The sequence below is a fragment of the Hymenobacter sp. GOD-10R genome, assembly GCF_035609205.1.
Classification (GTDB): Bacteria; Bacteroidota; Bacteroidia; order Cytophagales; family Hymenobacteraceae; genus Hymenobacter.
The window spans coordinates 6,596,731-6,620,614 of the sequence record NZ_CP141184.1 but is presented as its reverse complement, the minus strand read 5'-3'; the positions used below and the strand labels follow the sequence as shown (position 1 = coordinate 6,620,614).

At 59.2% G+C, this 23,884-nt stretch carries 10 protein-coding genes; 2 read left to right on the top strand and 8 right to left on the bottom strand.

Translation table 11 applies throughout. From position 1 onward, the window contains the following. Positions 1-12: 12 nt before the first annotated feature. The 8 genes from SD425_RS26080 to SD425_RS26045 all read right to left on the bottom strand — a co-directional run bounded on the left by SD425_RS26080 (position 13) and on the right by SD425_RS26045 (position 17,770). Positions 13-2,154: a family 43 glycosylhydrolase gene (locus SD425_RS26080; protein ID WP_324673868.1), complete on the bottom strand. Its 2,142-nt coding sequence runs from the start codon at positions 2,152-2,154 to the stop codon at positions 13-15. Positions 2,155-2,428: 274 nt separating this feature from the next. Then, a complete protein-coding gene (locus SD425_RS26075; protein ID WP_324673866.1) occupies positions 2,429-4,513 on the bottom strand; it encodes a DUF2264 domain-containing protein in 2,085 nt (694 codons plus the stop codon). Between the two features lie 296 nt (positions 4,514-4,809). Beyond that, positions 4,810-6,696, bottom strand: a complete 1,887-nt coding sequence (locus tag SD425_RS26070; RefSeq protein WP_324673864.1) for a glycoside hydrolase family 35 protein — start codon at positions 6,694-6,696, stop codon at positions 4,810-4,812. Between the two features lie 45 nt (positions 6,697-6,741). Then, the gene (locus SD425_RS26065) at positions 6,742-7,782 is read right to left on the bottom strand and encodes a glycoside hydrolase family 43 protein (RefSeq protein ID WP_324673862.1); all 1,041 of its coding nucleotides are present in this window, start codon (positions 7,780-7,782) and stop codon (positions 6,742-6,744) included. A 185-nt stretch (positions 7,783-7,967) separates the two neighbouring features. After that, positions 7,968-9,707 carry a RagB/SusD family nutrient uptake outer membrane protein gene (locus tag SD425_RS26060; RefSeq protein ID WP_324673860.1) on the bottom strand — a complete coding sequence of 580 codons (1,740 nt, stop codon included), beginning with the start codon at positions 9,705-9,707 and terminating at the stop codon, positions 7,968-7,970. A gap of 16 nt (positions 9,708-9,723) precedes the next feature. Beyond that, complete coding sequence (locus SD425_RS26055) at positions 9,724-12,840, bottom strand: TonB-dependent receptor (protein WP_324673858.1); 3,117 nt, start codon at positions 12,838-12,840, stop codon at positions 9,724-9,726. Between the two features lie 87 nt (positions 12,841-12,927). Then, a complete protein-coding gene (locus SD425_RS26050; RefSeq protein ID WP_324673856.1) occupies positions 12,928-14,646 on the bottom strand; it encodes a RagB/SusD family nutrient uptake outer membrane protein in 1,719 nt (572 codons plus the stop codon). Between the two features lie 22 nt (positions 14,647-14,668). Continuing rightward, positions 14,669-17,770 (bottom strand): SusC/RagA family TonB-linked outer membrane protein, encoded by a 3,102-nt coding sequence (locus SD425_RS26045; protein WP_324673854.1) that lies wholly within the window; start codon positions 17,768-17,770, stop codon positions 14,669-14,671. A gap of 375 nt (positions 17,771-18,145) precedes the next feature. Here SD425_RS26045 and SD425_RS26040 point away from each other — a divergent pair, with 375 nt between their 5' ends. Both SD425_RS26040 and SD425_RS26035 read left to right on the top strand, forming a co-directional pair. Continuing rightward, the gene (locus SD425_RS26040) at positions 18,146-22,393 is read left to right on the top strand and encodes a response regulator (RefSeq protein WP_324673852.1); all 4,248 of its coding nucleotides are present in this window, start codon (positions 18,146-18,148) and stop codon (positions 22,391-22,393) included. Positions 22,394-22,680: 287 nt separating this feature from the next. Further along, entirely contained in the window at positions 22,681-23,808 is a 1,128-nt protein-coding gene (locus SD425_RS26035; protein ID WP_324673850.1) for a glycoside hydrolase family 88 protein, read from the top strand. Positions 23,809-23,884: the final 76 nt, after the last annotated feature.

The window sequence follows — 23,884 nt, the reverse complement described above, 5'->3', positions numbered from 1 at the left end:
TTTGGGGCGTGCTTACTTTTTCACCGGCTGAATACCGGCGTGCGTAGGCGTCACGGGTTTGAGGCTGCCGTCGGCGTTGAACTCCAGCTTGTCGATGCACACTTCGCGGTGGAAGCCCGCGTCGCCGCCCATCTTGATGCCCTGAGGGTAGGTGAAACGGTGATACACGATGTACCACTCGTCGCGGCCCGGCACCTGAACGACGGAGTTGTGGCCGGTGCCGTAGATGCCCACGGTGGGGTCTTTGGCAATAACCGAGTTGTTGGCCGGTACCGTAATCTTGCCCAGCGGCGTATCGGAGGTGCCGTAGCGCACCTGGTAGTTGGGGCTGCGCGTATCGTCCTCGCTCCACAGGAAGTAGTACTTGCCGTTGCGGAAAAAGACGTAGGCGCCCTCGCGGAAAGTTTTGTCGGGGGTCATCACCTGGGTGGTGCCGGGCTTGAGGCTCACCAGGTCGTCATTCAACTCGGCCCCGGCCATGTAGCCGTTGCCCCAGTACAGGTAGAGCTTGCCGGTTTGGGGGTCGCGGAATGCGGCGGGGTCAATCTGCTGCCCGCCTTTCACGCCCTCGGGCCGCTGATCGAGCAGGGGCTTGCCTGAGTCCACAAAAGGGCCAGTCGGATTGTCGGATAGCGCTACCCCAATCTTAGCGCCTGCGCAGAAGTAGTAGGCGTACTTGTATCCGCTAGCCGTCTTTTGCTCAATCATCGTTGGAGCCCAGGCCCGGGTTTTCTCCCAGCTCACGTTTTTCGGCAAATCCAGAATTACGCCCTCGTCTTTCCAGTTCACCAAATCCGGCGACGAAAACGCCTTGAAGTAGGTGCCCGACCAGCCATTGAAGCCGTCGCTGGTCGGGTAGAGGTAAAACTTGCCCATCTTCTGCGAATACAGAATGTCTGGGTCGGCGTAGTAGCCGGCCAGTGCGGGGTTGTGGGTTTCGGTCACGCTCACTTGGTAGTTGCGCTTGGCGGCGCCCTGACCGACGGTGTACGTCACGGGACCCTTGGCGAAGTTCTGGGGGCCACTGGGTGTTACAGGCAGAGCTGGGTTTTTAATTTGAAGGTCAAAGGATTGCAGGCTGGTTCCCGGCATAGCTAGGAAGGCCACCTTACCCGCCGCGCTATCGACCGAGGTGTTGAGCTTTTTGATGGCCGGGTTCGTGGCTGTCATCAGCACATCGGAAGGCGTTAGCCAGCGCGTGGCCAGCCGGGTCGCTTCCGCCGCCGTGATTGGCATCACGGTACCGTGGCGCGGGTGGAAGTTCATGCTGATATCGTCGTCGACGACCGTGAAGTTCTGCAAGTCGCGGGTGCGGGTGAACTGGTACTTGCCGCTGGTGTACATGTCGTACATCAGGATGTAGTCGTCGGAGTTGTTGAGCTTGAAGGTGCCGGCGCCTTCCACGGGGTTGGGCGTTTGCTGCACGTACTTGTCGCGCAGCACGTAGCCCTCAGTCAGCTTGTCCGATACGGCGATTTTGATGCCGTTGCCCTGGCCTTCCGTCTTGAAAAACAGATAGAACTTGCCATCCTTGGCCACGATGTCACCGTCGATGCACGAGCCGTTGGTGGGGCTGAAAAACAGCTGCTTGGGCTCGCCTTCTAGGTCCGTGAAGTCTTTGTTGGCGTAGGCATAATAGATCTTGTCGGGGTCGGAGCCGTGTTGCAAGGAGAAGTACACCAGGTACTTCTTGGCCTTGGCATCATAAATCGTCTGCGGCGCCCACACCCGCTTCAGGTTCTCTTGGCCAGCGTAACGCTTCTGAAAGTTGATCTTGCTGGAAGTCCATTTAATCAGGTCGTTGGACTTGAGCAGCACCATGCCGCGGTTGGAGCTCCAGCCCTTGGCCGATATCATGTCGGTGGCCACCATGTAGAACGTCTTGCCGTCCTGGCCGCGCAAGATGTGGGGGTCGCGCACGCCGCCGGTTTCGCTAATAGCCGCCGAGCTAACCACCGGCCGGTTGCTATTCAGGGCCGTGTAGTGGTAGCCGTCGGGACTCAGCGCAAAGCGGATGGCTTCCTCCTTGATGTCGTTGCCGGTGAAGTACGCGAACAAATAAGCGCTGGTCTTCGGCGGATTGGCTCCGACTACAGGCGTGGTCAAGCCCACGGCCACGAGTAAAGCTAGGAGCAGGTAGAAAGAACGTGTCATTGGGTGGGTAGAGTGATAAGGCTAGGTTGCAGAAGACGTAAGTACCATTCTGCAAGCGGAAAAACAATTAGGGGTGTCCCAGTGTAGTAGGGAGCATGCAAACCGCGTACGCGGCACCGATGCTAGCCCGGCAAGTTCCCACTCCCGTCGAGCTAGCTTGTCAGCAACCCTTCTGTTTCCCAGCGTGCAGACCGCACTCCCCTAAAGTATCGGTCTAGTCGCGAAGGCTGCTGTCGGTGCCGCGCTTTTCGCAGCTTGTTGAGGCAAGCGCTTGTTACTGTTTGAATTGCACTGTCTTCTTGCCGCCATCGGCGAAGTCGATCTGCACGGTGTTGTTTGGGGCGGAATAGGTGAATTTCTTCACCGGTACGAGTTCATTATCCGTCCATTTCTGGCCGGCTTTCTTCCAGAGCATGAGCGTGGCGTAGATGGGCGGCTTGCCATCGGCCACCATAGCCGTGGCATCGAGCACGGTGCTGTTGTTGCTGACGGGATGTAGCCCCTGCGCCGCCACGGTTTCTACTTTCTCCCAGCCGCTGAGCGGTACCAAGGCTAGCTCGTAAGCACCGTTGCTGATGAGGTGAACCTGGCGGCCGCGCACCTTGCGCGTTTCGTGCTTAATGGGTTGATTGCCAAGCTGCGGCAAGGCGTAATGACCTAGGCGCGTGGCGGTGCCCACGGTGCCGGTGTACTTATCCACGCGCAGAATGCCGTTGGGCAGCGGCACGTCGGCTAGGCTCAGACGGATGTTTTTGTCGGTTTCCAGTTCCGCGTCGCGGTAGTACACGCCGTCCTCGAAGCGCTTGAAGGTGAAAAGGCGCAGGGCTTCCCACTCATTTTTCGCGTTACGGAACACGTAGTTCATGGCAACCTCGCCGTTGGGGCCATCGGCTTGCCACGGAAAAGCGCTGTTGTAGCTCAGGCGGTTATAGTTTTCGCTGCCCCGGAATGGCTCACCCGCTCCGATGATGGGCACGTGGCACCACGCCCGGATTTCGGCTGCGCCGATGTTGGGGTAATCGGTGAGCAAGATGTTGGAGCCCGGCTCATACTTGTTGAACACGGTGCCGGGGGCTAGCTCCTTGGTAGCCCAGGCGCCTTCGTTTTCGGTAGCCGTCCAGAACGGGCTATTGGCCGGAACCAGCAACCCTAGAAAAGCCTTGGCGAGCCAGAACACGCTGCCTCGGCAGCTGTACGACTGCACCGCGGGGTCAAAGGGGCCGTAGAAACCTAGGGTTGGGATGTTATCCTGCAAGAAGTCAGGGTTTTGCAAGAATTGGAGCATGGCACCCGAGGCAATGCGCCGCATCCAGCCGAAGTTGGTGCCCGGCTCGGGGTTCAGGCCCATCAGCGGGAACGGCACCACGGCCGCAAACCGGTACGCAATGCTGCGCCCCCACATAATCATGCTGCCGTCGCGCCCGAACATATAGGGGTAGTTGTCCTTGAGCGGGGCAAAGTTGGCGGTAAGCTGCTGGGCCACTTGCGGATAATGCTCGCGGCCGTAGTACTCCGTCCAGAGGCGGCCGTACATCTCGAAGGCCCACATGCTGTAGTAGTCGTAGGCGGGGCCGTCGTGGTACCAGCCTTCGCCGCGGTAGTGGGTCAGTTGCTTTTGCAGGTATTCCTCCATCAGCTTCTCATTCACCTGGTAGCCCCGGCTCTTGAAGAAGCTCAGAATGAAGATGTTGAAGTAGCGCCAGTTCTGCGGCACCGTGGGGCCGTCGCCGTAGCTGAGCATGGTGGCTGCCAGGGTTTTCTTGGTGGCTTCAGGCAGCGGGTCCCACAGGATTTCGGGCGCCGCGAACAGCGCCACCGACAAGCCCCCAAACTCCACTAGGTTCTGGCTAGGTCCGCCGTTGGCGGCGCGGGGCTTGATGTAGGTGTCGCTGCTGGGGTCCACCAGCCGACCTAGCTGATGGCGGTAGTAGTCGGCCACCTTGATGCCGTTGAGCGTGAGTCCTGGGTTTTCCTTCAGCAGCGGCGCGGCCATGAATAGCGTGCGGCACAGGCCCTCTAGCTTTTCCGTTGGCACCTGGCCTTCGTTGCGCGGGTAGCTCTTGCCGGGCTGCTTCGGAAACTGCATCGGGTCGTCGAGCTTGTGGATGTAGCTGAACGCTCCGCTGAGCAGGTACTGCGCCGCGTCTTGCCAGTGCTTGCGCGTCATACCCGTGTAGGGGCTGAGTTGCTTGTCGGGCTGGTCGAGCTTGAAGGGTGGTAGCTGCGTGGCTGGCCGCGCTACGTTGGTGTTGAAGGTGAGAGCAGGCGTGGGCGTTTGGCCATGACCTAGGTTGCTGCTTAACAGCAAAGCACTTAGTAGCGTACTGCCAACAACCCCGCCCACGCCAGGGCACCTCATTCGGGCACCTTGGTGGGCAAAGTTGCTTGCAGCAGTACGGAGAAGGGTGGGAATTGGCACGGGAAAGATTTGATCAAAAAGGAATGTTCTGGCGGGGCGCCTCACCCCCGGCCCCCTCTCCGAAAAGGAGAGGGGGAGCCATTCGTTTGAAGTGCTGAGTGCGAAGGGTTAAATGTTGAATTAGGAACGTGACTTAAAACTCAGCATTCAACGTTTCCAATTTCTTGCGTTCGGCTCCCCCCTCTCCTTTTCGGAGAGGGAGCGGGGGTGAGGCGCCCCACCTGCGCAATCAGCTATTAGTTCGTGCGGCGGGCTTCGCCGTCGGCTTTCACCACGCTCAGAATCGGCTTGTCGAGGCCAGCTAGCTTGTCTTGCTCGGGCTTCAGAAGCTCTAGCACGGCTACTTCGTTTTGGCCTTTTTTCAACCATTCGGCGGGTACGTAGAGCGTCTGTTGAGGGCCCACTTCCCAGTAGCGACCTAGGTTGTGGCCGTTGATCCACACCACGCCTTTGCCCCAAGTGCTCATATCGAAGTAGGTATCAGCGGGTTTGTCGAGGGTGAAGGTGCCGCGGCGCACGACCGGGGCGTTGCTGCCGGCGGCAACCTTGGCCGTGGAGGCTTTGATTTTGGAAATGTCATCGAAAGGCAGGCGGAAGTGCTGCCAATTGGTGACCTCCGTGCCGGCAAACGTCACCTGCTCGGTGATGCCCTTGCGGTTTTGGGTTAGGAAAGGGCCGAAGTTCAGGCGACCTAGGTTCTCCACCAGAATATCGAGCGTCACGGTACCTTTGGGCAAGGTCAGCTCGGTTTGATCTTCGTTCTTGCGGCGGTCGAGCACGGCCACGCGCTGCCCGTTCACCATCACTACGGCGTAGTCGCGTAGGTCCTTGAGCTGCAACGTGCCTTTGCGACCCCCGGCGAGGGTGGTACGGTAGAGCACAAAGCCGTAGTCTTGGTTCAGGTCTTCAAACGTCTGAGGTTTAGCGCTTACCACGGCTTTGGGCAGCATGCTAGCTAGGCTCGTGGTCTGCGTCAGTGTAATGCTGGGGATGCGCGTGGTGGGTTTGGCGGCGGGCACGGCGGGCAGCTTGGTACCCGCCGGTAGGTGCTTCTCGATTACCTGGCGGAAAGCCATGAACTTCGGCGTGGGGTTGCCGGCCTCGTCCAGGGGCGCGTCGTAGTCGTAGCTGCTGATCTGGGGCTCAAACTTGGTGTCGCCGCCCTTGTAGTTGGCTCCGTTCATGAAGCCGCGGGTGGTGCCCCCGTGGAACATGTACATATTAATAGAGATACCAGCCGCCAGTACCGAATCGAGGCGGGGCGTGTACTTCTCAGCGGGCACCGTGTGGTGCGGCGTGCCCCACCAGTCGAACCAAGCGGGGTACCACTCGGCGATGTAGAAGGGGCCTTTGCCGCCGTGGTAGGTGCGCACCAGCTGCTTCACCTTGCGCGGATCGTCCCAGCCATTCACGGCCGGCAAGAGGCCTTCTAAGTGGCCCTCTTTCACCTTCTCGCCGGGGTCGCAGGTGTAGAGCAGGCCGTCGAAGCCGGCATCCTGGAACATCTTGCGGTTGAGGGCTAGGTAGTTCTTATCGTCGGAGTAGAAGCCGTACTCGTTTTCCACCTGCACCATCAGCACGGGGCCGCCGTGGTTTACCTGCAAAGGCGCGAGTTGCTTGGCTACTTCCTTCAGGTACCGACCGTACGCAGCTAGGTACTTCGGGTCCATACTTCTGACTTTGAGATCTTTGTCTTTCTGAAGCCAGTAGGGGTAGCCGCCAAATTCCCATTCGGCGCACACGTAAGGACTAGGCCGAATAATTACCCACAGGCCTTCCTCCTGGGCAATTTTCACGAAGGCGGTAATGTCGTTATTGCCCGTGAAGTTGTACTGGCCCGGCTGGGGCTCGTGTACGTTCCAGAACACGTAAGTTCCTATCGTGTTCAAGCCCATGGCCTTAGCGGCCTTCATGCGCGCCCGCCACGCCTCTCGCGGAATGCGTGGGTAGTGCAACTCACCCGAAATCATCTGGAACGGCTTGCCGTCGAGCAGGAAGTTTTCGTCACCCAGGGTGAAGGTGTGCTTCGCGGTGGAAGTTTTGGTTTGTGCCAGGGCGTTGGGGCCCGTCGTCAGGCTTAGGCCACTCAGCAGCAGCACCCCTACTAAATTTCTGTATATCACGGCCTAAGGTCGTTGGGTGGGTTACTTACTGGATAATTGGCTGAGCTATTTAGCCGCCATTTGGTTGAAAAAACCTAGGTCCCACTGGGGCACCCAATCAATGGTTGGCTGGCCCGCCTTAAACTGCACGGGCAACCACAGGTGGCGGCTGTCCTTGAGGTCTTTGGGGTTCCAGCGGTCGGCCATAAAGATAAAGGCGTCCTTTTTACCCGGCACCGGCAGTACGTAGGTCGACTGCCCGTCGAAGGTGAGTTTGGCGTTGGGGCCGGACATGGGGTCGCCCACTAGCTGCCAGGGGCCGAAGGGCGAGCTAGCTACATGGAGCGAAGCTTGGTTGGGCGCCCAGCCAGTGCAGCCGCTCGTGATGAGGTAGTACTTGCCGTCCTTTTTGAACAGCGCCGGTGCCTCGCGGTGCCTGCTGAACAGCATGCTGTCCTGGGTAGTCGGCGTGAGGTAGTCGTCGTTGAGGCGAGCCAGGCGCAGGTCGTAGTTTTCCTTGGAAGAGTAGATGTGGTAAGCGGTGCCATCGTCGTCCACGTACAGGCCCATGTCGCGCGACATGTTGCCGTTGGGGCGGAAGCTGCTCACGTACTTGAACGGGCCCGTGGGCTTGTCGGCCACGGCCACGCCGGCGCGAGCGGCTTTGTAGCCCTGGCCTTTCAGCTCCAAGTGAAACCACATCACGTACTTGCCAGTCTTCTTGTTGTAGATCACCTTGGGGCGCTCCATGAGGCAACCCACAGCAATGTCGTGCGCTGGGTCGGAGCTCGGGGTGAGGGCCACGCCTTCGTACTTCCAGTTGTAGAGGTCTTTCGACGAGTACACGTTCACGCCTTCTTCCTGGTGCTGGGCGCGCTTCTCGCCGTACCAATAGTAGATTTTGCCCACCAGCAAAATGCCGCCGCCGTGGGCGTTAATCACGTTGCCGTCGGTGTCGTACCACAGCTCGCCGGGGCGGAAGCTGGTGTTCTTCTCCGCTTTCGGCGCACGCGGCTTCGCTAGGTTCTTAGCAGGACCGTCGGCGTACGAAGTGCTTTGGATAGCTAGGGCACCAAGCGCCAGCAGCGTTAAGGATAATTTTCGCATGGTCATAGCAACTCACCTAGAATGGTTAAAAATCAGCTGGTTGTGGTAGCCCAGCCCCTCACGAAGACCAGAGCTACCACACTCGTTGCGCCAGCATCCCACCTCTGACGAACGATTCTCAGCTTTTGTCGAGTGACTGAGTGAGGTCGTTCGCAAATCACTCAGTCACTCGACGAAGTCACTCTTTACCAACCTGGATTCTGACGGAAGGCGGGGATTTTGCGGATCTCGCCGTCCGGGATAGGGAGCAGGTACATTTCGGGGCGGAAGTTGTGGCGGCGGATCGTGGGCACGATGTTATAAGACGTAGGCGCGGCCGTGGGGCTGCTCTGCACAATGCGCATACGCAGGTTATAAGCGTTGCTGATCACCATGGCCGTCTTCCAGCGGCGGATGTCGTGCCAGCGGTGATCTTCGGCCGAAAGCTCCACGCGCCGCTCGGTGCGGATCAGCTCGCGCATCTGGGCCACCGAAATACCGGGTGCAATGCCGTAGCGGCCATCAGCCCCGGCGTCTATGCCGGCGCGGCGGCGCAACTCTACAATCTTGGGTACAGCTAGCTCGGGCTGACCGGTTTCGTTGATGGCTTCGGCGTAGTTCAGCAGAATCTCGGCGTAGCGCATCAGGCTCCAGCCGCGGGCCGTGATGCCAGGGCTGTTGTTGGCGATGTTGGGGTCGAGCATCTTACGGAAGTAGTAGCCAGTCGTCGAGTTACCGACGTTGAAGCCGTCGGACGGCGCGCCCTCGTACGTCCAGACGGGTTGCAGGGAGTTCGAGGAGTTGAGCTGAAACCTAGCTCCGTTGTAGATGATGCTGTTGTAGAAGCGCGGCTCGCGGTTGGCGTACGGGTTCTTGGGGTCGTAGCCTGACGTCGGATCTGTAATGGCCTTGCCATTCTTCATCGGGAAGGCATCCACCAGGTTTTGCGTGGGCATGAAATAGGCTGCGCCGCCGCGGGTGGAAGGCAGGAACACAAACTCTAGGTCCTTGTTGGCGGTGCTGTTGTTCACGCGGTTCACAAAGAAGATGTACTCGGGGTTCACCCGCTGCAAGAACATCGACACGAAGCCGTTGCCGGGCGCGGTCGTATTGTCCACCACCAAAGAGTAGTAGCCAGAATTGATAACAGCCTGAGCAGCATCGGCGGCGGCCTGCCAGCGGCTCACGCTGTAGGCGGGGTAGCTCACCAGCGCGGCTAGGCTAGGGTCGGTCGTTTCGGCACCGCCGTTGAAGAGGGGGCTGGCGGCTTCGAGCAGAATGCGGCTCTTCATGGCCAGGCAGGCACCGCGCGTAATGCGGCCGTAGTCGGCGGCCGGGTACTCGTCGCGGGTAGGCAGCTGGGTCGCAATTTCGTCGAGCTCCTGGGTCAGGTACGTTACGCACTCGGCGTAGGAGGTGCGGGGCTGGTCAATCACATCCTCGATGCCGTACACTTTGTCGCCGATGATGGGAATGCCGCCGAAACACACCAACAGGTTTTCGTAGTACCACACTCGCAGAAAGCGCGCCTCGGCGGCCATGCGGTTTTGCATTTTCTTCGAAAGCGGCGTGGTCGGCAGCTTGGCTAGCAGCAGGTTCACCCGGCGAATGTTGGCCCAGGGTAGTTCCCAGAAGTCGTTGCTAGGTAAGTTCAAGGGGCTGAGCGTGCCGCTGTACAGGATCACGGCCGACTGCGGGGCGCCCGAGAAGCTGTACTCGGCGTCGTCGGTGGCGTGCTCGGCCGTGCCGTGCGACGACCAGCGCTGCTTGTTGAAGCTGAAGCCGATGTCGCTGTAGATGCGGCTCAGGAAGGCCACGGTCCGGACGCTGTCGGTGAAGACGGTTTCCTCAACCAAGCCGCTGGTTTTAGGCTCCAGAAAGTCGTCTTGCTTACAAGCCGACAGGGCCGCCGTGCCTAGCAGGAAGAAAAGGAGTAACTTTTTCATATCGTCAGGGAAGGAATTAGAAGGTAACGCTCAGGCCTAGGTTTATCAGTCGCTGCGGCGGGTAGTTGACGCGCGAAGCATTGAGCGCGATTTCGGGGTCGAAATCGTAGAGTTTGTCGATGGCCGACCACGTTAGCAGGTTGGTGCCGTTGGCATATACGCGGGCCGACGGGATGCCTACTTTGCGGAGCAAGTTGCTGGGAATGTCGTAGTTGATCTGCGCCGTTTTGAGGCGGACGAAGTTGCCCGAAATCTGCCAGAACGTGGACCGGTTCGAGGGGTCGCTGATGCCGCCCAGCAGCGTCATGCGGGGGTAGCGGGCGTCGTCGCCTAGCTCGGGCGTCCAGGCCTTGGTGTGCACTTCGGTTAGGTTGGCGCCGAAGGCCTTGATAGCTTCGGCCGCCGCGGCCACGTTGAAGTTGCGGGAGCCCTGAAGCAAGGCGCTGACGCTAAAGCCTTTGTAGCGCACCCCGAGGTTGAGGCCGAAGGTAGTGTTGGGCAAGCTCGGGAAACCCGTTACTTTCTGGTCGAAGGCGTCGATGCGGCCGTCGCCGTTCAGGTCCTTGTACTTCAGGTCGCCGGGCAGGGCGCCGGTCGCGGGCTTCGGTACGTTCGAGTCGGCGACGTCGGCTTGGTTGTAGAAGCCATCGAAAATGTACACGCGCTGCTGCCCGATGCTATTGCCGGTGTAGTTTTGGTAAGCGTACTGGTTGTTAGGCTCATCCTGAAACAAGATGGTGTTCTTGGCAAACGAGTACTGCCCCCGAACCGAGTAGGAGAAGTTGCGCGAAGTCGGGCTCTGGTAACCCAGGTCGATTTCGAAGCCGCGGTTGCGCACCCGACCTAGGTTCACCGGTGGCAAGCCTTGGCCGAAGATACTCGACACCGTGCCGCGCACGGTCAGGATGTCGAAGCGCTCGTTGCGGAAGTAGTCGAAGGAGCCCGAAAGCGCGTTCTTCACCAGCCGGTAGTCCAGACCTAGGTTTAGCTTCTTCTCCTTCTCCCAGGTTACATTGTTGTTGGCTAGGGTGCCTTCCGCAACACCATTATACGTGGTGCTGGTGGTGCCGAAGTTGGCACCGCTGCTGGCGCTGTAGTTCTGCTGGTAGTAATAGCTGAAGTCCCGACCTAGGGCGTCGTTGCCGACCAGGCCATAGGAGCCACGCACCTTCAGCATATCCACCACGGGCAGGGCATTATGGAAGAAGGATTCTTCGGCAATGTTCCAGCCCACCGATACGGCCGGGAACAGTCCGTAGCGATTTTTGGAGCTGAAACGGTCGGAGCCGTTGTAGCCCGCGTTGATTTCGAACAAGTAGCGCGCGTCGTAGTCGTAGCCCATGCGCAGCGAGTAGCCCAGGAAGTTGGCCGGGATAAAGTTGTAGAGGCCGCCAACACCCGCCGACACCGAGTTGCGGTTATAAAGCAGCAAGCCTGAGGCGTGGTGCTTGCCAAAGGTGCGGTCGTAGTTAATGAGGCCCTGCACGTTAACCGTGCGCGAGGTGCTCCGGCCGTTGTAGCCCAGGAAGAAGCGGCGTGTCCGGAACAGGTTGGGGTCGCGGGGCTGGTAGGTATCGGTGGCGGGGTCGTAGATAAACGACGGGAAGGCGTCGCGCGTGGTGCTGCGCGTGTAGTAGTAGTTGCTGGTGTAGGCCACGCGCCCCGTCACCGACAGGCCCTGCAAGCCCTTGCTGAATACCCCTAGGTCTTGCTTCAGCGACAACACCGAGTTGATGTTATTTTCGTTGTTGCGGTCGTAGCCGTAGTTGGTTAGGCGGCCTACTACGTTGTTGTTGTTGTAGTTGGAGCCAACCACGTCGCGCTGCCAGATGCTGTAGCCGTAGGAGCCATCGGGGTTGTAGATGGGGTACGCAAATGGCGCTAATGTCAGGAAGCTGCTGTAGTCGAAGAACACGTCGTTGTAGCTGAAGGGGCTACCCACGGAGGGCGTATTCACCTGCGCAAAGTTGCCGTAGAGGTCAATGCGCATATCCAGGCCGCGGGCCACGTTGATGTCGAGGTTCGAGCGGTAATTGGTGCGGCGATGGTAGTAGTTATTGTTCACGCCTTGGCCGTCGCCGAAGTCCTTGAGCATCCCGTTCTGGAACAGGTAGCCGCCCGAGATGAAGTACTTCACGCGCTCCGAGCCGCCCTGAATGTCGAGGTTAGCGCGATACTGCTGACTGAAATTCTTGAACAGCACCTTGCGCCAATCTACATTGGGGTGGCCGTAAGGGTCCGAGCCATCCTTGAACTTCTGTAAATCGTCGTCGGTGAAGCGGGGCTTGAACGTGGGCGAGGGGCTAGCCGCGTTGTCGTTGATTTGGGCTTGGTTGTAAAGCGAGGCCGTTTGGTAGGCGTCGAGGTAGTGCGTGATTTTGGTTGGCTGGCTCAAGCTGCCTTCCACACGGGCCGAAATCTGGGGCGGACCGTTCTTGCCGCGGCGGGTCGTCACGACGACTACGCCGTTGGCGCCCCGCACCCCGTAGATGGCCGTGGTGGCGGCGTCTTTCAGGATGGAAAGGCTCTCAATTTCGTTGGGGTCGAGGCGCTGGAACTGGTCGTAGCTGTACTGGATGTCGTCGACGATGATCAGCGGCTGGCTGTTGCCGTTGTAGCTGCTGATGCCGCGAATAAAGAAGTTGGCGCCGTCGGCACCCGGCCGGCCCGAGGGCTGCTGAGCGAAAAAGCCCGGCAGGCGCCCCACCAGCGAGTTCTGCAAGCTAGCCGAGGGGTTTTCCCGAATAGCAACGCCCGACACCTGGCTCACCGACCCGGTTTGGGTGATTTTCCGCTGTTCGCCGAAGCCCACTACGGTTACCTCATTCAGGGTTTGCTCCGACGATTCGAGCGTCACGTTCACCACGGGGCGAGTACCTACTTGTACTTCGCTTAGCTTGTAGCTCACGGAGCGAAAAACCAGCACCCCATTCTTGCCTTTGAGCGTGAGGCGGTACTTGCCCTCGGCGTCGGTGGCAATACCGTTGCTCATCAGGTCTTTCTCGTACACCGACACGCCCGGCACGGGGCCTTGGGCGTCGCGCACCACACCCTGCACCACCCGCGCCTGCCCGTGGGCTAGCTGACCGACTAGGCTGAGAGTCAGCACCAAAAGGAGTAAAATATGTTTCATATGAAGTCAGGGATGATTAGTTGATAGCTGTTGGCTTGTGGCTCTCCGCTACTGAAAGCCGGGAGCTGCGACCAAAGAGCTAGGCTATTACCAGCCAGGGTTTTGCGTGAGGTTCGTGTTCTTGGTGACTTCGTCGTAGGGCAGCGGCATGTAATAGAGCCGGGCCTGGAAGACCAGCGTGCTCACCTGCGGATAAGTGTAGGCGAAGGTGTAAGGCGTGGCAGCGCTGCGCACGATGCGCACTCCGTACATAGGACCGTTCAGCGCCGTTTCGGCGATTTTCCAGCGGCGTACATCCCAGAAGCGGTGCTCCTCAAACCCTAGCTCGATGCGGCGCTCGTTGCGGATCAGGTCGCGGGCGGCTGCCTGGCCGATGCCTACTGGAATGCCGTAGCGGTTGCCGGTGCCCGCCGTGATGCCCGCCCGCTGCCGGATGCTGATCAGGCGCGTCATAGCTTCTTCGGTGCGACCTAGCTCGTTGAGCGCTTCGGCCGCGTTCAACAGGGTTTCGGCGTAGCGAAACAGCGGGAAGTTGTGGCTCTGGTTGGCGTAAGAAGTGCCGCTGGAGTACTCATACAAGAACTTGCGCATGTAGTAGCCGGTGCGGGTTTGCACGGCGCTGCCGCCCGGCCGGTCGCGGCCGCCGTCGAACGTCTCGACGGTGCGCGACAGCCACTGCCGCCCGTTGAAGAACACCGAAGCCGCCAAGCGCGGGTCGCGGTTCACATAGGGGTTCTGCGGGTTATAATTTGAGCCGGTGGCCGTAATAGCTACCCCCGTATTCATCGGGAAGGCATCCACGAAGTTCTGGCTCGGGCTGGTTACGCCCTGGCTAGCTGCCGGCGACGTGTAGCCGATGGGCGCATTGTAACTCTCTAAAAGCGAGTTGTTAGCAGACTGCTTGGCCAGGATAATCTCGTTGTTCTTCTTCACCGAGAACACGCTGGCGTACGCCGAGGTAGAAGGTGCCGTCGTGGCCGTGAGTAAGCTGTACGTACCGAGGCTGATGAGCTCCTGCGCGGCGTTGAGGGCGAGTTGCCAGCGGTTGGCGTCGTAGCTCGGGTAACCTTGCAGCACGCCGGCGCCGTTCACACCCCCACCATTGAAGAGGGGACTAGCGGCGTACAGCAACACTCTACCCTTGAGCGCAATAGCTGCGCCTTGTGGCACGTGCCCCCAGTCCGCATCCGGAATAGCGCTTGCCGGGCGCAAATCACCTTTGATGGCGTCGCACTCCGAGACGATGTAGTTCACGGATTCCTCGTAGGTATTGCGCGGCAACGACAGGTTGTCGTCGAGGGTGAAAAGCTTGTCGCCGATCAGCGGGATGCCGCCGTAGCGCTTCAGCAGCTCGAAGTACAGCATGGCCCGCACGAAGCGAGCTTCGGCTTTCCAATACACCAGCGTGGCAGCCGTAGCCGGCACCCGGTCGATGTTGGCCAGGAAGATGTTCACCCGCCGGATGCCGGCGTAGCTGTTGCCCCAGTAAGGGTCGGGGTTGTTTACGGTGCTGATAGCGCCGTTGGTGTAATATTCCACCGGCCGGCCAATGCGCGAAGGCAGCGCGTCGCCGTCGCCGGCCCCTAGCACGTCGCCGGGGTCAAAGCCAATCCGGTTAAAGCCGTTGGGGAGGTAGTTGTAGAGGTCGTTGAGGTACCAGCCCGCGAGCGTGGCGTTGCGGTCGGCGTCATCCCACATCAGCTCGTCGCGGATGAGGTAGCGCGGTTCGGTTTCGGGGTCCTTGCAGGCGTTGAGGCCTAGGGCCAACAGCAAGGCTGCGGCCGGAAAAAGCAACTTCGATTTCATGTGCGTGAGCGACGGAAGAGGGTTACAGCTTGACGTTGAGGCCAAAGTTGAGTAGGCGCTGCTGCGGATAAGCGTTGTTGAACACTTCCGGGTCGATGCGATTGTATTGGCTGAAAGTCAGCAAGTTGGTGCCATTGGCAAACAGCCGAACGCCTTGCAGGCGCGCCCGACGGCTCAGCGTCAGTGGCAGCGTGTAGCCGACTTCCGCATTCTTGATGCGCACGTAGCTGTTGTCGTGGATCCAGAAAGACGAAATAGCTTGGTTGTTGGGGTTGGTGCCTACCGTGAGACGGGGGTAGGTGGCGTTGGGGTTGTCGGGCGTCCAGCGGTCGAGGTGCTGCGAGAAAGCCGGCCCGAAGCCTCCGTTCTGGAAGGCATACTCGCTGCTGCCCGAGAGGTACACGCTGCGATTAAGCACGCCCTGCGCCAGTACCGAGAAGTCGAAAGCACCCCAACGGAAACCTAGGCTCGCGCCCAGCGGAATGGTGGGCACGATAGTGCCGATGGCCGCCTGATCGAGCTGGTCGATGATGCCGTCGCCGTTCAGGTCCTTGTACTTGATGTCGCCGGGCTTCGCCGCGTAACCAACTGGTACAGCGTGATTAGCAATGTCGGCCTCATTCTGAAACAAGCCCTCGGCGATGTAGCCAAACTGCTGTCCGACGCGGCGGCCAGTGCGTTCCATCCAAGGGTAAGGCCGCGCGACTTCGTCCGCAAACAGCACCACGGGGTTTAGTCTACCCGCGTTGGCCGTGAAGAAGTAGCTGAACTTAGGACCTGCCGTGTTCTGGTAGCTCAGCTGCACCGTGAAGCCGCTGTAGCGGTTCTGCCCAATGTTTTCGTCGGGGTATGTTTGGCCGATGAGTGTGGTGCTGCGACCCCGCTGCTGGAGCAGGTCGTAGTACTTCGAGTTGTAATACTCCAGCGTGAAGCCTAGGTGGTTATCGAGTACCGCGCCCTGAATGCCGGCGTGCAGCTTGCGAGCCTTTTCCCAGGTCCGATTCACAGTGGCCAGCACTTGCTCGCTGATGCCGCTTACCTGACCCGCGCCCGTACCGAAGTACGGCCCGCTTGTGTCAAAATACGTCTGGATGTAACTGAAGTAGTCTACTGACGTGTTGCGCTCGTTGCCGGTGAGGCCAATTGAGCCGTACAGCTTCAAGGCCGACAACCAGGTTTGCGACTTCAGAAACTCCTCCCGCGAAATGTTCCAGGCTAGGCCCCCAGCGGGGAAAAAGCCGTAGCGGAAGCTGCCGTTGCTTGGGTAGCGGTTTACGCCGTTCAACCCAAAAGCTAGCTCGGCCACGTACTTACCTTGGTAGTTATAGGAAGCACGCCCCGAAACGCCCTGCGACGTGTAAGGCAAATCCGAGTTTTGGGTGTAGGCCTGCCGGCTGACCAGTGCAATGGCGTTGAGGCCGTGCTGGCCTAGCTGCCGCTCGTAGCCCAGGGCGCCTTCTAAGTAGACCGTATTGTTCTGAAAGCCAACGATGCTTGAGTTGTTCTGGTCGCTATTCACGCCAAACTGCTGGTAGGTGGCTTCGCCGTTGGCGGCAGCCGTTTGCTGGAACGTTGCGTAAGTCTTGTTGCGGAAGATGTTTTCCGACAAGCTCGCATAGTACGAGCCGATGGCTCGCACCCACAAGCCCGGCGTCAGCTCGCTGAGCGTGCGCTTCAGGTACACGTCGGCAATTACGTCGCGCTGGTAGTTCTGCTGGTAGCCTGAGCCCACAGTTTGGGCCCACGCGTTGTTCGGAAACTGCGAGGTGCCGCCGTAGGTGCCATTCGAGTTATACACCGGATAGGCGTTGGCCGGCGTGTTCACAATCGAGTTCAGGATGGTGGCCGTGCCCACGCCCGCGTCGTTGGCGTTCAGCACGCGCCCCAGCAGGTGAATGCCTGCCGAGAGCTTGCGGTTGAGCTGCAAATCCACATTGGAGCGCACCGTGTAGCTCTTGTACTCGTTGCTGGTGTTGTACTTGTTGATGTCGCTGGTTTTCAGCAGACCCGACTGTTTCAGGTGCTCCAGCGACACGAAGTACTTGGCGAAGACGTTGCCGCCGCTGGCGCTAAACGTGTAGCGGTTGAGCTGTGATGATTTCTTCAGCACTTGGTCGCGCCAGTTCACGTTGGGGTGCCCGATGGGGTCGGTGCCGTCGCGGTAGGCTTGCAGGTCGGCGTCGGTGTACACCGGGGCTAGCCCATCGTTGGTGCGCGCTTCGTTGTAGAGGCGGGCGTAGTCGTAGGAGTTCAGCGCATTGGGTTGCTTCAGCGGCTGCTGAATGGCCGATTGCACCGTGAAAGAGATGCGCGGTAAGCCAGGCGTGCCGCGGCGGGTTGTCACGTTCAGAACGCCGTTGTTGCTGCCGCGCACCCCGAGCATGGAGGTCGAAAGCGCATCCTTCAGCACCGTCACCGACTCAATTTCTTCCAGGTCGAAGGCGTAGATGGGCCGCACAATGCCATCAATGACTATCGTGGGGCTCTGGCCTAGCAGGGAAGCACCCACCACGTCGCCACCGGGCAAGCCCGAAATCGAGAATGTTTGGAGGCCCGCTACCTGCCCCGACAGCGCATTTAGGAACGAAGTGACCGGAAATTTCTGTAGGTCGCGGTAGTAAATCGTTTGTGTAGAAGCTGCCGTTAAGTCGGGCCGCAGGGAGGTATTGAACAGCAAGCGCAGGGGCTTCAGCCGAGCTACCGCAGGGTTCTTGGTGTCTAGAATAATGCTCGGCACTAGGTCATCGCCCACCTCGAAGCGCTGTATCTCCGAGTTGTCGATGCTCACGATCAGCTTTTCGCCCGCCGTAACCCCTGGCATGGGCGCGTGGCCCACGGAATCGGATAGGGCTGTGAGCGAGCCGCTTTCGGTGGCTAGGCGCACGCCCATGAGCGGTTCGCCGTTCTCATCGGTCACGGCGGGCGTGAATACGGCTGGAATAGGGGCCTTATTCAGCTCGGGCGGGGTGCCAGGCGTGCGAACGGTATCAGCCGGCGAAACTGCCCGCGGTAGTGGCTGGGGCAGACTAATCGTTTGGGCTAGCGTATACGTGCTACTGGCCAAACTAGCCGTTGTGAGAAGTAGCAGCCGACGAAGAACCCTAGGGGGTAAAGGTTTATGCATATAGTAGGAAATAGGAGCTCAAAAACGTAGGTGTACTGGGGCCGCAGCAGGGCTAACCTGCCGTAGGATTTCTGCCAGGAATTAGTGGCTACCTAGGCCCATCTGGTAAGTGGGGCATTGGAATAGGATAAATGTAGGGCTTGCCAAGGCCGACAATAGGGGATAATTCAATCGAAAAAAGGGGCTAAATTAGCTCGACACCCGAAAGTCAGTAGTACTCTGATCTTCTTAAAACAGAAGTAATTGCTTGGCTATCATGTCTTTACTGTTGCTGCTCTTTCCTTTCCGGTCTGCACGTCACGCTGCTGCGCCCAAAACCGAACGCAAACGATTGCAAAAAAACGTTGCGGCGGTCCTGCTAAACCCGTTACTGCTATGAGTTGGTCACCTGTTCGTTTTCTCTGCTGTTTGTTGCTCGTAAGCTGGCACCTCGGAATCGCCCAGAGCGACCCCAGTGCTTTCCGTTTCGAGCACCTTACCGTTGATCAAGGACTGGCGCACAGCGATGCCATGGCTGTTGCGCAGGACAAAGCCGGCTTCATCTGGGTGGGCACCAACCGCGGCCTCAACCGCTACGACGGCTACAGCCTGAAGCAGTACTCACTGTCGATCAATCCGCGCAACGGCATTTCGGCCAACCGCACCAAGGTGCTGCACGTGGCGCCCGATGGTCGGTTGTGGGTAGGCACGGAGCGGGCTGGCCTAGGTCTCTATGACGCAGCGGCTGATCGTTTGCTCAACTTTGACGCAAGCCAGGTGCCGGAGCGCTTCCGCGCCCTCATGGGCCGCCTCTCGCAGATCAGCGTGGTGGCCCTAGCTTCCGACCAGCACGGCCGGTTGTGGGTGGGTACTGTTTCCGGAGGCTTGTTTGTGCTGACGTTCGACGGGCAGGGCCACCTAACGAATTTGCAGCAGGCCCTCGTACCGGGAAAGCCAGATAATAAGGTCGAAATTAGTGCCTTAACCAGCGACCCGGAAGGTAAAATGTGGGTTGGTACCTTCGGCCTTGGTTTGTGCGTGGTGCGCCCCGAAAGCCAAAACCTAGCCATGGAAACGACGCCGTTGAAGGACGATATCCGGGTGTTGCACCTCGACCGGCGGGGCGACTTGTGGGTGGGTACCGATCAGCAAGTATTCTGGGTAAGCAGTGTCAACCGTCGCACTATCCGCGAGCTGACCGCACACCCACAAACGCAGATTTACCCGCAGCTACAATCCCTCATGCTCGATTCGTTCGGGCGACTGTGGGTGGGCACCATTTACGGGTTGTACGTGTGGGACGCGGGTGCCGTGACGGGTACTGCTTCGCCGTTGCAGGCGAAGCCGCCCACCTTGTTTCTGCCCGAAGACGGGGAGCCTTTTCGCATCAACTCCGAGCGGGTACACCAGATTTTTGAAGACCGCAACCAGGTTGTGTGGCTCTGCGCATCGGCGGGTGGCTTGAACAAGGTAGATCTGCGGCAGAAGCCTTTCGGCCAACTCCGGCGGCCCCTAGGGGGACAGGCCACGCTGCTCAACAACTACGTGAATGCCCTGTACAAAGAGGACAACCGCAATTTATTGTGGTCGGGAACGCGCAACGGCGTTTCGGCTTACGACCTAGCACACAAGACGTACCGCAACTATCTCAACCAGGAATGGGTCGGTAACACCCGCGGCATCGACGTAGCTACTATCTTCCAGACCAGCAACGGTACGCTCTGGTTTGGCACCCGAAACTATGGCCTGAAGAGCCTCACCCGGCAGGGCGAGACCGAAGTGCTGAACTCCTATAATACGCTGCCAAATGGGCTGAACCTCAACGGTACTTCTGTGGAAGGCATGGCAGAAGACCGGTTCGGGTCGCTCTGGGTGGCTACCTTCTCATCGGGCTTGGTGCGGTTGAGCCAGGATGGCAAGTTTTTGGGCGCTTACCGCTCCGATAACGCCGGCTTCCCTACCAACCGCTTCACGTACCTGCTCTACGACCGGCGTCAGGACGTACTTTGGGCTAGTACCGTCGATCAAGGGCTGCTGAAGTTGCGCGTCACCGCCGATTCGGTGCAGCTACTACAGCAGTTCAAATACCACCCAGGTGCCTCCGGCGGCCTAGCAGTAAACTACGTGTGGCCCTTGTTGCTCGACCGGGAGGGCACGCTCTGGATTGGCACCATCGGGGGCGGTTTGCACCGGCTCACGCGCGATGCTCAGGGCCGCGAAGTGGTGCAGCGCTACCAGCGGTGGCTACCCGAGAGCGACGTAGAAAGCTTACTGGCCGACGACGAGGGTCACCTCTGGATTGGCGGCACCGGCCTTTATCGCTTCACGCCGGCTACCCGCCAATACCTGCGCTACGACGTAGCAGACGGCTTACAGAGCAACTCCTTTAAGATCGGTTCGGCGACGCGGGCCCAAGATGGTACCCTGTACTTCGGGGGCATCAATGGCATCAATTACTTCCAGCCCCACGCCATTCGGCCGAACCCCTACGCGCCCGTGGTGCAGATTACCGGTTTGCGCATCGCTAACCAACCCGTGGCAGTGGGCAAAGAGCTGAACGGCCGCGTGGTGCTCGCCCGGCCCTTGTCGCAGCCGCAGCAAGTGGTGATTAAGGCGTCGGAGAACGACTTTTCGGTGGAGTTTGTGGGCCTGAACTATGCCAATCCGCAGAAGAACCGCTACGCATACCGCCTGATCGGCTACAACGAAGAGTGGGTGTATCCGGCGCCAGGGCAGCGCACGGCCTCATTTGCCAACCTGCCGGCGGGCCAATACACCTTCGAGGTAAAAGCTAGCAACGGGGAAGGCGTATGGTCGAAAAAGGTGGCGACTATGCAGTTTGACGTGCGGGCCCCCTGGTACAAAGCCTGGTGGGCCTACGTTCTCTATGGCGCTGTGGCCCTAGGGGGTGTGCTGCTGTACCGTCGCATCGAAATGGCGCAGCAAGCTCTCAAAAACCGCTTGGTGCTGGAGCAGTTCCAGATTGAAAAGGAAAAGGAGCTGACCGACCTGAAGCTAGGTTTCTTTACCAACATCTCGCACGAGCTACGCACGCCTCTGACGCTGATCTTGGGGCCGGTAGAAGAAATCATGCGCAGCACCGGGCCCGTCGTTGATCTGCGGGGCAAGGTGCAGCTGATGCATAAGCAGGCCGTGAAGCTGCTAGAACTCGTCAACCAGCTGCTAGACTTCCGCAAGGTGGAAACCGGCAACGTACCCCTGCGCGCCAGTCGTAGCGATGCCGTTCATTTCCTGCACGACATCTACTCGGTGTTTGAGCTCAAAGCCAAGGAGCGCGAGCTAGACTACCGCCTCGATGTGCCTGCCGAACCGGTGCTGCTCTACTTTGACCGGAGTAAGCTGGAAATAATCCTGACTAACCTGCTTGCCAACGCCTTCAAGTATACGCGCAACGAAGGCCGGGTAGAGCTGAAAGCGGCAGCAGTGGGTAGCGCACATGGCGAGGCTGTGTATAATGATGATAAGCTTGTAGGTAACTATTTGAAAATAAGTGTGAAAGACACGGGTGTGGGCATACAGGCGCACGAGCTCGATCGTATCTTCGACCCTTACTATCAGGCTTCGCACACCAATAGCCTGCGTATGACGGGCACCGGTATCGGCTTGTCGCTGGCCCGGCAGTTTGCCGAGCGGCACGGCGGCCAGCTCCTGGTGGTGAGCACCGTGGGGGTAGGTACCACGTTCGAACTGCGCTTGCCCTTCGGCCAGCAACACCTGCGCCCTGAGGACATGCAGGAGGAGTGTGTAGGAGCGGCCCCACCCGACGAAGCCCAACTGCTGACGCCTTTGCTTGAAGCCGAAGCGGCCCTGCCCGACGAAGCGCCCTCGCCCGCGGGACCACCGCACTTGCTGGTGGTAGAGGATAACGACGAGGTGCGCCAGTACTTGCAGCAACTATTTGAGTCTGAATACGCCGTAACGACGGCCGCTGACGGCCTCGAAGGCCTGGAGAAAGCCTTAGCACACTTGCCCGACCTGATTATCAGCGACGTGATGATGCCGCGCAGCGACGGGCTAGAGCTCTGCCAGCGCCTGAAGCAGCACCCCAAAACGGCGCACATTCCGGTGCTCCTGCTCACGGCCCGCACGGCCGAAACCCACGAGCTGGAAGGGCTAGGGATGGGTGCCGACGACTACATGAGCAAACCGTTCAACCCGACGCTGCTCCAGGCTAAAGTCAGCACGCTGCTGCGCAACCGCCGCAAGCTCCACGAGTTCTACCAGCGCCAGATTCTGCTGGAGCCCACCGAAATCGTGGTGGCCGACGCCGACCGGGAGTTCTTGGAAAATGCCATGACAATTGTGGAGAAGCACCTCGACGATTCGGAGTTCAACGTGCAGGTGCTGGTGCGCGAAGTAGGCATGAGCCAGTCGGTGTTCTACCGTCGCATCAAGAGCATCACGGGGCAAACAGTGGTCGAATTCATTCGCGACGTGCGCATGAAGCGGGCTGCTCAGCTGCTCGCCCACACCCAGATGCGGGTGTCGGAAGTAGCATTTCAGGTAGGCATCGAAGATGCGAAGTACTTCCGCAAAGCCTTCCAGAAGATCTTCAACGTGTCGCCCTCGGAGTATGCCAAGCAGCACCGCCAAGCGAAGGCTGAGCAAAGAGTGACTGAGTGACTGAGTGACTGAGTGACTGAGTGACTGAGTGACTGAGTGACTGAGTGACTGAGTAAGACAGCCGGGCAAGGTACGAGAACAATCACTCAGTCACTCAGCTACTCAGCTACTCAGCTACTCAGCTACTCAGTCACTCTTTGGCCGAATAATTCCCCCATATTCTCCCAAATTGCCCCTGCGTTTCTCGCAGCGCGGTGGCTACTATTGTACCTACGCTCTGCGAGTTTCTTCACCTACACCCTAGCTTCTTTCACGCTGCTCTTTTCGCGGCACTTCCCACCCGTTCTATGCTTGCTTCTTTACGCTTGCCTCGCCGATTTGCCTTCGGTTTGTTGCTGACCCTAGGTTTGGGTTCAGGGGCTCAGGCTCAGTCGATTGCTAAGGCTGATCAGGCGGTTTTCAAGCCGAAATACATCAAGCAGCAAATGCTGAAGACGACGCAGTGGCAGCTGGCTCACCCCAAGCACAAAGTCACTGACTGGACCAACGGCGCCTTCTACTCGGGCGTGTTTGCGGCGTACCAGACTACCAAGTCGAAGCTGATTTTGGATTCGCTCATGGCCATGGGCGAGCGAACCCAGTGGATGCCCGACCGCCGCTACGACCACGCCGACGACATTGCTATCTGCCAAACCTACCTGAACTTATACCGCCTCAAAAAGGACCGGCGCATGATCGAGCCGACTATTGCGGTGGTGAACAAATTTCGGCGGGAGCCAGGCCCGGAAACCCAGCAGCACAACATTGCCTGGTGGTGGTGCGATGCCTTGTTCATGGGGCCGCCCGTGCTGGTCAAGCTAGGTGTTATCCAGAACCAGCCGTCGTACTTCAACACCAACGACTCGCTGTACCAGCAAACCTACAAGCTGCTGTATAATCAACAGGAACACCTGTTTACGCGCGACGCTGGCTACCTCTGGAACGAGGCCGGCGAGGGCAAAAAGGAAAGCAACGGCAAACAAGTATTCTGGAGCCGGGGCAACGGCTGGGTGATGGGCGGCCTGGTGCAAATTCTACAGGAACTGCCCAAAGATCATCCGACCCGCAGCTTCTACGTCGATCTGTTTAAGCAAATGAGTGCCCGCCTTATCCAGCTTCAGCAGCCCGATGGCCTGTGGCGCTCTAGCCTGCTTGACCCTGCGGCGTATCCAGGCGGTGAGGCGTCGGGTTCGGGTTTCGACTGCTACGCCATGGCGTGGGGCATCAACAACGGCATCCTGGACGAAGCTACCTACCTGCCCGCCGTGCAGAAAGCCTGGATTAGCCTGAATAAGTGTGTGTCGGCAGAAGGCCGCGTGGGGTGGGTGCAGCCCATCGGGGCCGACCCACGCCGCGACTTCTCGGCCGACAGCTGGGAGGTGTACGGCACCGGCGCGTATCTGCTGGCGGGCTCGGAAGTTATCAAGCTAAAATAGCATCTGCACGCTGTAGAGACGCATATTTGCGTCTCGTCGGTCGCGCCATAACAACGACAATCGTTAGTTCCGCTGC